Annotated in this window: 5 protein-coding genes and 1 tRNA gene; 2 read left to right on the top strand and 4 right to left on the bottom strand. The window is 62.5% G+C overall.

Annotated features, from left to right (window positions below; translation table 11 throughout):
• Positions 1 to 524 precede the first annotated feature (524 nt).
• Complete coding sequence (locus tag QZ408_RS11900; RefSeq protein ID WP_292491789.1) at positions 525 to 1,511, bottom strand: archaeosine biosynthesis radical SAM protein RaSEA; 987 nt, start codon at positions 1,509 to 1,511, stop codon at positions 525 to 527.
• A 28-nt stretch (positions 1,512 to 1,539) separates the two neighbouring features.
• On the opposite strand from QZ408_RS11900, the gene QZ408_RS11895 reads away from it, so the two are divergent.
• Positions 1,540 to 2,628, top strand: a complete 1,089-nt coding sequence (locus QZ408_RS11895) for a hypothetical protein (RefSeq protein ID WP_292491787.1) — start codon at positions 1,540 to 1,542, stop codon at positions 2,626 to 2,628.
• 39 nt (positions 2,629 to 2,667) lie between these two features.
• A tRNA-Ser gene (locus QZ408_RS11890) sits at positions 2,668 to 2,752 on the top strand.
• Positions 2,753 to 2,925: 173 nt separating this feature from the next.
• Here the strand turns inward: QZ408_RS11890 and QZ408_RS11885 are convergent.
• The 3 genes from QZ408_RS11885 to QZ408_RS11875 all read right to left on the bottom strand — a co-directional run bounded on the left by QZ408_RS11885 (position 2,926) and on the right by QZ408_RS11875 (position 11,022).
• Positions 2,926 to 3,891 (bottom strand): endonuclease/exonuclease/phosphatase family protein, encoded by a 966-nt coding sequence (locus QZ408_RS11885; protein WP_292491785.1) that lies wholly within the window; start codon positions 3,889 to 3,891, stop codon positions 2,926 to 2,928.
• Between the two features lie 248 nt (positions 3,892 to 4,139).
• The gene (locus QZ408_RS11880) at positions 4,140 to 5,642 is read right to left on the bottom strand and encodes a right-handed parallel beta-helix repeat-containing protein (protein WP_292491783.1); all 1,503 of its coding nucleotides are present in this window, start codon (positions 5,640 to 5,642) and stop codon (positions 4,140 to 4,142) included.
• A 160-nt stretch (positions 5,643 to 5,802) separates the two neighbouring features.
• A complete protein-coding gene (locus QZ408_RS11875; protein ID WP_292491781.1) occupies positions 5,803 to 11,022 on the bottom strand; it encodes an SdrD B-like domain-containing protein in 5,220 nt (1,739 codons plus the stop codon).
• Positions 11,023 to 11,214: the final 192 nt, after the last annotated feature.

The raw sequence follows: 11,214 nt of genomic DNA, 5'->3' as shown, positions 1-11,214 counted from the left end.
GAAAGAACCGGGCGCGGGCTTATCGCTCTCGGCTCTCCGAAAAACCGGCACCAGCGCTGCTTCCCGGATACGGCTTCCCACCAGATATCGCCACGCACTGCCCCCGCCCCTCAAGGGGCGGGGGAGGAGGCCGAAGGCCGGGCAGGGAGGGGATGCCGGAGAGGAACGTATGAGTAGCCTACCTACGGGAGGCGCGGGCGAGGTGGGGGGGCTGGAGAGAAGCGTATGGGCATTCTCTTACGAAGGCCGGGTGGAGGTTGCCGGAGAGGAACTTTTGGGCGTCGTTTTGCCCGGGAAGGGGGAAGGCCCCCTCCCCGGTCCTCACCCCCCGTGGCGATAGCCACCACGGTCCAGTGCCCGGGGAGATCCCGGGGAAGAACCGGGTCCGGGCTAACTCCTGAACCCCACCTGCTCCTCCAGGAAACCGGCGCAAGGGCCGCTCCGGGGCACGGCTTTCCCCCGGCGCGATAACCAGGGAAGATCCGGGTCTGAAACCGACGACCTTCTGACAACGTCCGGTCAGATTACCGGGTGAGCGGCATACAGAACGGTTCTTCCCGGTCGAGCACGAACTCCCACTCTTCTTTGCACCCGCACTCCGTCTCCCTCAGGGCGCGCAGGAGTTCGACGTCACCGGTCAGCGAGTAGTCACCGATCCCCTTCACGATCGGGCCGTCGCAGGCGCCGCAGTTGTGCGGTCCCCGGGTCTGCCCGCCGCCGACGGGGTCGCAGAGGACGTGGACCGGCGACCCGATCAGCACATCGAGGACGCTCCAGAGGTAGGGGGGGCGGTACGCGTGCTCTCTCCAGAGGCGTTCGACCTCGGTCCTGCTCTGGACGGTGCAGAGGTTCATGGATATACTGTCCGCAACGGAGGCGACGTCCCGGATGGAGCGTACCATGTCGTCGCGCGCCTCGCGCTCGGTCAGGAACGGCGGCTTCATCAGGAGATAGGCCTTCACGCCCGCGCCGGCGGCGTGCGCAACCCCTGCGGCGCGGAGGAAGTCGGCGTATGTGAACCCTTTATCGATGTTCTTCTCCCTGATTGCGTCGTTTGTGGTCTCAAGCCCCACGGCGACGGAGAGCGGCCGCGGCCAGGCGCCGGTATCGATGCCCTCCTGAAACTCACGGAGCGCGTCCAGTTCGACGTACTCGGGCCTTGTCTCGGCGATCACGACCTTGCCCCGGAACGCTTCCGCGACGGCGCGCCGGGCGGCGGGGGGGACCTCGCCGGGATCGAAGAAGCTTCCCGACGTGAAGATCTTGAGCACCTGGTAGTCCTCGTCGCGGAAGTTCTCTTTCACCCAGCGGACCTGGCGGACCAACCGGTCGGCAAGATCGTCCCGCGGGAGATCGGGGTAGCGCTCGTGCCGGTAACCGCACATACGGCACCGGTTCCAGGAACACCCGCCGCTCCGAAAGATTACCGTCAGCGTATCGAGGATCTGCCCTTCATACCGGTCTTTCCCCCTCCAGGACGCGAGCGGCTTCTCAATCGATTTGGATACCATTATACCTCATATTCGTTGATGTACTGGTATGAAAAGGATCGCATGGCTGACGCTCATCGCTGCGATGCTGCTCGTCAGCGCGGCATCAGCCGCGTACGTTGGAATCAGTGCCCCAAAGACAGTCTACGTCGGCGACCAGCTCAACGTCACCGGCACCACGATCGTGGGCGGGCTCACAAAGCCCTCCCTCAACCCCGGGTTCAGCACGGACGTCGTCCTGTACTATGCCCAGGGCACAAAGAGCGAAGTAGCCCGCAAGACCATCGTCGTCCAGGAAGACGGTTCGTTCTCAGCGACATTCGATACCACCGGTCTCGCTGCGGGGACCTACTCGGTCGAGATCATCGATCCCACGCAGACCACCTTCGGGGGCAGTTCGACGACGATGCAGATCGTCACCCTTGTCGACCGCTCTGAGAGCGTCGTAGTACAATCCCCGCTCAACCAGGAGTTCGACGGCACCCTCGACCTCCGGGGTACGGTCAGCGGGATCGGCAGCGGGGGCGTCCAGGTCCGGGTCGAGAAAGGCGGCGCCGTCGTCTACGGGCCGGAGTACATCCGCACCGACGCAACCGGGGCTTTCGCTGCAGAAGTGCCCATCTCTGAGGGGGGCACATACGAGGTCACGTTCTCCGACGCCAAAGGCTACATCGGGACCGTGACGTTTGTGATTTCGGGCGCACCGACTGCCACGGCGACGCCGGCGATGATATCCGCGAGCGCCCCCGCCACACGCTCGGCTCCGGCGTACTTCGAGGTCGACACGAAGAGCGGCACGGTGACGTTCGCGACGTCGGTCGGGATCGACTGGGTGATCGAGTACATCGACGAGGACGGAAAATCCCACAAAGTCAACGATAAAGGCCTGCTCGAACCCGAGACCGCGGTGTTTGCCGCACGGGGCGGCACCGTCTACGTCAAGGTCTACCCCATGAGTTACAACGACAGCGGGACGGTGCAGGTCTCGGCCGCGAACGCCGACTCGGTCAGGGTGAGTCAGGCTGCGCCCGGGCTCTTCGGGGACGCGAAACCCACCACCACCCAGTCTGCGCCGGTCCCGGTGGTCCTCGCGCTCCTTGCACTCGTTGTTGTGGTCGTCCTCGCGCGCCGGGGATGAACAACCTTTTTTCATCCGGCGACCAATAGGTATAGGCGGGCCGGGATAGTCTAGTCCGGGAAGGCGGCGGCCTTGAAAGCCGCTGGTGCCTGGCACCTCGGGAGTTCAAATCTCCCTCCCGGCGCTCTCTGTATTCCTCTTCTCTGTTGCCTTTGCCTTGCGAGCCGTGCCCGTATGCCCTACCGCGCACTCACCAGCGCCGGAGCCCGGGAAAAACTATAGTAGTAAGTGATGCCCCGGAGCGAAGGAGTACGTTAGCGCCTATGGGGAGGGGCGGGATCGCGACCCGGAGGGCGGTCACGGCTCAAAGTCCATCACGACCGCGGAGTGGTCGCTCAACCCCTGCCCCCGGAGGTTGTGCAGGTACCAGCACGCCGTCGGGTTGAGGCGCGCAGATGCGAAGATGTGGTCGTAGCGCTTGCACTTCGGGACATCCTCGGGCCCGCGGTCGGGGCACCAGCTGTACTCCCTCGCCCGGTAGCCGTGCAGTTTCCGGAAGACGTCGGGGAGGTCGTACTCCGCAAGGCCGGAGATGACGTTCATCTCGGCGTTGTACCACCATCTCCTCGGCCGCCCGAGGTACTCCTCGCTCTCGGAGACCGTCGAGTAGGTCCGGTCAGGAATGATATCACGGTAGAAGGGGACGATCGTCCCGTCGGGGAGTTCCGCCTCCGGGATGTGGAGGTCCCCGCAGAGGATCCGCGGCCTCGCCGGCCTGACGGCAAGGCGCCGGTAGATCCCGACCAGCGTCTCGGCCTTCACGATCTCGTTCCTCCGGCTGCCTATCGCCGTGGGGACGTGGACGTTGTGCACCTCGAACTCGCCCGTGGGTGCGCTGACGACGGCGGAGACCACCCGCCGTTTCCACGGGATGTCGAAGTCCAGCGGGTTTAATGGCGTGAGGGGGTACCTGCTCGCTATCAGGCATCCGAAGTCCTTTGTCTCGCCGGACGGCGAGCACTGTTCGGAGAGCCGGGAGATGCTGTATGCGAACTGGAAAGGATCGTTTGCGTTGCGCGCCCTGAGATCGTTCAACCGCTCGGCCATGTAAGCCACCCGGGCAATCTCCACCAGGGCAATGCTGTCGACGGAGTGGATCAGCCCGAAGTTCTCCAGTTCTTCACGGAAGAGCGGCAGGTCCCGGTCCGTCACCTCCTGGAAGGCGACGATATCCGGTGAGTGCTGGCAGACTGCTTCGACCTTCTTCTCCACGCTCTTCATGCCGGAGCGGAAGAGATCTACGTTCCATGAAATGAGCCGCATAGTCCTGGTACATTGCGCGTTGGCCCTGCATGCTCATTAACACATCGAGTTGAGAGCGGCAGCGCGGTACCGGCGCTACCCTGGACGGCGCTCGATCCCGCGGGCCGGCACACGCCCGGGGGATGCCCCCCGGCAGGCTGCCGGGAAGCTCCCGTGGAAAAAACGGACAGGGATCTTTGGGGCGGCACCGGACCCGGCGGGTGGACCCCGCGCCCGATCCTCCGCCGGGGTGAACGCCCCCTCACCCCTCAGTAGGCCCCGTGCCCTGCTGCGGGGCTCCCCGGTTTCAGATGGAGGTCCACGTTTGGCCAGCCGGATACGAACTGCGGGTCCACCGTCAGGTCGCCCTCACCCTGGCCGGTCAGCCGTGCCCAGGTGCCATCCTGGATCTCTTTACGGGTGATATCGCAGGTGTCGTAGTCCCGGTCGGGATTGCAGAGGAACTGGGCGAAGATCTCACCATCTACCCGGCTGTAGTAGACGTTGTCCCGTTCTTCGAGCAGGTCCACCCCGGGGCCGAGGTAGATTCCGGTATGCCCCTCCTCCCCGCTGGGGCGGCTGTTGAACGCGAATATGTTATTTGTGAGGCGCAGCCTGACGGGAGTTCCGTTCTGTGCCTCGGTGTAGCCCACGGTCAGCGCATAGCCCCTCGTGCCGAACTCGGGATCATACCCGTTGTAGGCGACGGAGTTGTTCAGGATCTCCATGGTGCAGGGGTAATCGCCCCCCGCAATCGGTCCTTCTCCCTGGCCCCAGACGACGTTATTCTCGATCAACCCGCCGGCCCAGAGTTTGATCCCGCTGTAGTGGTTCCGGTAGACCTCGTTGTTGCGGACCGTGATGTTTGAGACGTTTCCTTCCGTGTCCCGGGAGTTCAGGTCGATGCCGTCACCCCCGTTGTCGTGGATCCTGCAGTCCTCAACGAGGATATCCTGCCCCCGTTCCACCGCGATCCCGTCCGCCCCGTAGCTCTCCTCGAGCCCGGAGCCGGAGACCTCGAGCCCGCGGAAGACGATCCGCTCGCATGGGCCGGGGGTGCCGTCCACAGCCGTGTAGAGGACGTCCCGGATGGTGCAGTTCTCGATCGTCACGTCGGTCACCGGGCCGAACGCCGGGTCCTCGCCCGACGAGCCCACGGTCATGCGGATGCCGGCATCCCCGCCGGTCATACTCATGTTTGCGAGGTGGACGTGGTGGTTGCCTCCATAGAGCGTGACGCCCCAGGCGGAGTAGTTATCCAGGCTCATGTTCCGCACCACGATATACGATGCCCCCTCCTGGAGGCCGATCCCCCCGTGGATGCCGACCTTCTCGCCCGGTGCTCCCGTTAGGGTGATCGATCTTCCCTCCTCACCCGATAAGGCCATCTCGACGTCTCCAGTGTAGTTTCCCTCGTGCACGAGGATCGTATCCCCCGGCCCGGCGGTATCCACGGCATGCTGGATCGTGCCCCAGGGCTGATCCTCGCCGCCCGAACCCGCGTTGTTGCCATCCACCGAGACATGGTAGATGGCTCCCTGCATAGCGGATCCCGAAGCGTTCGCGGCCCCGGCCGTGGGAGCCGGGGTGAGGTCCCCGGCGACGCTGCCGTTTGCACCCGGGATATAGGTTACTGCAGCTCCGGTGTTGCTCTGGTTATCCCCGGATGTCTCGTTCCCCGTACCCGCAGGAACGTTCTGGGCCACTGCGGATGCACCGAGTAGCGCCGCTATCAGGCACGCGCAGAAAATGATGAATATGATTCTCATCATCCCCCTCTCGCATCTACCATCATTCTGTTGTTGCTCTCCTCTTCTCTCATTGCCATCTGCCCTTCCTCTTCTTGTCGGGACGGTGGCCGTTTTATGGCCGGCCTCGCCGCCCCTTCCGTTGCCGCTTCATTCTCCGGGATGAGTATCTCCCCCGGCGGTCCTACAGGATGCTGCCTCCCCCCGTCTCCCCTTCAGGTGTTGTCTCCACTTCCGGCGTCACCTCTACTTCCGGTGTCACCTCTACTTCAGGTGTTGTCTCCACTTCCGGCGTCTGGGTCACCTCTATGGCCGGCGGCACGAGCCCCGCGTTCCAGTCCAGCTGCTCCTCGCCCGGCCCGATCTCGAACTGCTCCGTTGTCCCGCTCCCGGGATCGACGGTGCTGTCCTGGCCGGTGGGGCTGAAGGTGTAGCCCTCCGGCGGCGTGAAACTCAGGGAATACGTCCCCGCGGCGACCCCGGTGAACTGGTAGGCTCCGGTGTCATCCGTCGTCGCCGTCCCGGCATCCGTACCGTCCGCGCCGAGGAGGGTCACCGCAACGCGCGGCACCCCCGCCTCGCCGGCATCCCTGGCGCCGTCGGCGTTTGTATCGTTCCAGGCAACTCCACCGACGGTGGCGGTCTCAGCTTCCGCTACGGTGGCGTTCAACCCCGCATCCCGCGTGAGGTCGTCACCCGCGAGTACGAAGGGTTCGGTCCGGCCGGTCTCCACCCCGACGTCGCTGTCCCGTGTATCATCGCCAGCGTCCGGCGTGACGAAGGTGAGCCCGTCCGGCGCCACGACCTCGATGACGTAGGTCGTGCCGACGACGCCCTCGAGGGCGTAGCGACCGTCTTCTCCCGTCGTGGTCTCGACGGCGGTTCCGGCCGCATCAGTGACCTGATCGCCGTTCTCGTCCAGGAGCCGGACGGTGACCCCGGACACGCCGGCCTCACCCTCGTCCTGGAGGGCGTTCCCGTTGGTGTCGTTCCAGACGAAGTCGCCGATGGTGGCGGTCTCCGCCGCTTCTGCCGCCGTCAGGTTCGCCCCGGCATCCCAGTCGAGTTGTGTCTCGTTCTCGGCGAGCGTGATGTTCGCCGTCCTGCCGGTTGCCGGGTCGGCGTCGCTGTCCGTTGCATCATCGGCGCCCTGATCCGCTATCGTGAAGTTGAAGCCTTCCGGCAGTCCAAAGACCAGGTAGTACTCGCCCGCCGGGAGAGCGGTGAAGAGGTAGGCACCGTCTGGATCCGTCGTCGTTGAATTGGCGAGGGTCTCGTTCGCGTAGTAAAGCTCGACGGTGGCATCGGCGACGCCTCCTTCACCCTCGTCCTGGATGCCGTTCCCATTGGTGTCGTTCCAGACGAGGTCGCCGATGGTGCTGTTGCCAACTGCGGGCCCCACTGTCGGTCCCGGGGTCCGGTTGAATCCGATGTTCAGTGTGATCTTGGTATCATTCTCCACGATCTCGATCGGGCCCGCAATGCCGGTCTCCGGATCGAGCTCGCTACCCTCTTCGGGGATGGCGAAGGTGTAGCCTTCCGGCGGATCGAACATGAGGTAGTACTCTCCAATAGTGAGGTTCGTGAATGCATAGGCACCCCTCTCATCGGTTGTGGTTTTGTTGACGGCGGTCAGGCTGCCTACATCTGTCACAACCGCGAATGATATCCCATCGGATCTCCCATCGTCGCTGTAGGTTCTTCCGCTGGTTTCACGTTCGAAGGCACTGGAGCGTTTACCTGTTTCAGGGATGCTTTCTCCCGGCGCCCCTCCGGCAAGAAGTGTCACTCCAACCGCCGAAACGCCGGACTCGCCCTCGTCCAGGACACCGTTGCCGTTCCGGTCATCGAACGTGACGCCGGTAATGGAGCCCTGACCCTGGAAGATAGGACCTATCGTTGTCTGCGTTATAAAGATCAATCCGGCATCCCACTGGAGCTGCTTCTGGTTATCCTGCAGCGTAATCTTATCCGTTCTCCCGATCATGCTTGCATCGCTATCAATGTCGTCTTTCGTGTTGGCATCGACATTCTGTCGCGTGAATTTCGCATCTCTCTGCGCCGCTCTATGCCCGAAAACCACGTAGTAGTCTCCAGCCGTCAGATCGGTGAACAGGTACTTCCCGTTTGCATCGGTGGTTGCCGCGTAGATCTGCATGAGTTTATCGTCCATCAACGTCACCGAAACGCCCGAAACTCCTTTCTCGGTTCCGTCCTGAATCCCGTTCTCATTCTCGTCTTCCCAGACCAGATCCCCGATCTGGCCTGTGCCCTGCATCGCATGATTATAAAACCCGGCGTCCCAGTTGGACTGTACCAGTGCTCCCTCTTTGATGACGATGATACCGGTCCGGCCTGATATTCCGGGATCGCTGTCCAGATTATCGTCATTCGGGACGTTATCCATCGGGCTGTAGATCCAGTTCCCCTGAGGGGGGTCAAACATGACTCTATACTTCCCTTCTGGGAGTTTGTCGAATACGTATTTTCCATCCTCTTTTGTGGTGATCCGCCTGGGCTGTCCGTTCTCACCGTTGATCGGGTTGTCATTCTTATCGAGCAACGTCACGACCACGCCAGCAAGGCCTTTCTCACCTGAATCCTGCTTTCCATTCTCGTTTTTGTCGTTCCATACAAAATCCCCTATCGAACCCTTGCCCTCCGGTAGCGGGGGCGCTTCCACTGTTACCTTTTTCATGACCTCACAGGTTACACCGTTACTGAGCGTCACCCGGAGTTTAACGTCATAGGTCTTGGCCGTCGCGAATGTGTGCGTTGGGTTCTGGCCGAGGTCCTGCCATCCTTTTCCATCTCCAAAGTCCCACTCCCACTTGGCCGGTGCCACTCCGGCAAGGCAATTGGAAGTCTGAACGCTCCCCTGGAAATGATAGATTGTCAATGATAACGGATCGGGATTTTGCGCTCCGGCAGGAGGAGCTCGGTGTGAGATATAGGAGGTGAAATCCGCGGTGCAGGCACACCCGCCTCCTGCGGGTGAACTGGTATAGTGGCTGACATCGGTTGCCGTCACCTGCTTCGCGGTTTGATCGTCTGCCGTGACCGTGACGGTGTTCTTATAGGAACCGCCCGGCATGCCGCTCGTGTCCTTTGCCGTATCGTCTTTGGTGTAGGTCCACGTCTCGCCGGGGTCGAGTTTGCCGTTACCGTCATCCCCGGTGGGCGGTCCTGCAATCGGGCCGGCTTTATCGTCCGTCACCTTGACGTTGGTGAGCTGGCCTGTCCCGGGATTCGTCACCTCGTAGGTCCACGTTACCTTATCGCCGACCTTGATCGTCGGCCCCGGTGGATTCTTGGCAACCTGACCGTTGGTCTTTTTGGTGACGGCTATCTGGCCCGCTGTCTTGACCAGCCCGGCATCCCACTGGAGCTGCTTCTCTCCCGCCTTGAGGGTGATCTTCGCGGTCCTGCCGGTCGCCTGGTCAGCGTCGCTGTCCTTTGTGTCATCGCCGGCATCTTTCTTGGTGAACGTGTAATCCTTCGGAAGGCTGAACTCGACGATGTAGTCCCCTGCCGCGAGATTGTCGAAGAGGTACTCCCCGTTTGCATCGGTCTTCACCTCCCGCGGCTTTCCGGCGGCATCGTTGACCGGCTTGCCGGTTCCGTCCAGGAGCTTAACCGTGACGTCTTTCAGGCCCGCCTCGCCTCCATCCTGGAGGCCATTCCCGTTCTTGTCCTCCCAGACGAGGTCACCGATCTGTCCGGCGGCCGGAGGTGCCTGTTTGATCATCCCGGCATCCCACTGGAGCTGCTTCTCCTCCGCCTTGAGGGTGATCTTCGCAGTCCTGCCGGTCGTCTGGTCAGCGTCGCTGTCTTTAGCGTCGTTTCCACCGGCATCTTTCCCGGTGAACGTGTAGTCTTTCGGGAGGCTGAATTTGACGTAATAGTCGCCGGGCTGCAGACCGCTGAAGAGGTAATTGCCCCTGGAATCAGTCACCCTTGTGGCAATCTCCTGCTGCTGTGCATTCAGGAGTTTGACGGCGACGTCCCGTATCCCGGGCTCACCGCCATCCTGGATGCCGTTTTTGTTGGTATCGCTCCAGACGAAGTCGCCGATACTACCGGTCTTCGGCTCGGACGGTATTGTCGGTTTCGACGTCGGAGGGGGACACTGTCCGGGGCAGACTTTCGGCGGTTTCGGGGGTTTTGACGGCGGTTTTATCACCGTCTTCGGCTTCGTGGTCAGTTTTACAACCCAGGCATCAGTATCGAGCTTGCCGCCCTTCTTTGTAGCATTGAAGGTCCCGGCAAAGACATACTCGGATGCCGCCGTCTGGATGACCGACGCTGCCCGGTCGCCCGGGTTCCTGCCCCCGATCGTCAGGTCGCCCTCGACAGCCCCCTTGCTGTCGAGTTTCACGATCCAGGCGTCGTTATCGAGTGGAGACTTTCCGGTCCTGCCGGCAAAGAGGTATCCGCCGTCGCGGGTGGCGATGATCGATCCGGCCGACTCATTCTCATCTGCGTTCCCGTAGGTCCAGTTCCAGGCGACCTTCCCGTCCGGTTTCATCTTGACGACCAGGGCGTCATCCTCCGTCCTGCCGGAAGCGGCCCTGCTCATGTAACTCCCCGAGAAGACGAAACCCCCGTCCGGCGCCAGGACGATCGACCGGGCAGTGTCGTTCTCCGCACCGCCGAAGGTCACGTTCCAGGCCTCGTTCCCGGACGGGCCGATCTTCTGGACGAACGCATCGGTCGCGAACGCTCCAAACGACTCCGTGCTTCCTGCCACACCGATATCGCCGGACGGTGCCGCGACGACCGCGTATGCCGTATCGTTCAGCCCCGGCTCCCCGAAGGTGCGGTTCCACTCCTCCGACCCGGAACGGTTGAGCTTGATCACCAGCGCATCGGTGTCCGGTGCTCCCCAGGGCGCCGTTGCACCGACGACGATGTAGCCCCCGTCCGCCGCCTCAGCGACCGCGTATGCCGTGGCGTTGTCATCGGGCCCGCCGAACGTCTCATTCCAGATGAGATCACCCGTTGGGCTGAATTTCACGACCAGGACGTCGGTATCTCTCTGGTTGTCTCCGGTCACGGAGGTGAGCGTCCCCGCAAAGAGGTAGTTCCCGTCTGATGTGTTGATCACCGAGCGGGCCGTATCTTTGCCGGGGCCACCGTGGGTCCTGTTCCATCGTTCGGCGCCTGACCCGGAGAGATCGACCACCCAGGCGTCGGTCTCTCCAGCGCCGAACGATCCCGTCTCGCCGGCGAAGACGTATCCCCTGTCCCCCGGGACCTGGACGATCGAGTATGCGGAATCGTTCGCGCCAGGTTTGCCGTAGGTCTTGTTCCACACCACGGAGAAGTCTACAACTGCGGCGCTGGCGACGGTTGCCAGTGCGCAGGCTAACAGTACAAAGACCAGAATGCTCTCTTTTCTCATCTCCTCAACACCTCGAAGAGGTCTATCCCCCGCAGGCAGGTGCTTCGGAGCGATGATGTCCATGAGGCGTTCGAGTCTCGCTGTGTGAATGGAAGAGATGGCCGTGACGGGCGTGCGGCACCTTTCAGAACGATTACGGGCGCCTGAAAGGATTTTATCGTCGGCTGGCCTTCTGCGAATCAGCGATCAGTG

Origin of the sequence: Methanoculleus sp. 10 (assembly GCF_913757945.1) — an archaeon.
GTDB lineage: Archaea > Halobacteriota > Methanomicrobia > Methanomicrobiales > Methanoculleaceae > Methanoculleus.
This window is presented reverse-complemented; position numbering and strand designations above follow the sequence as displayed.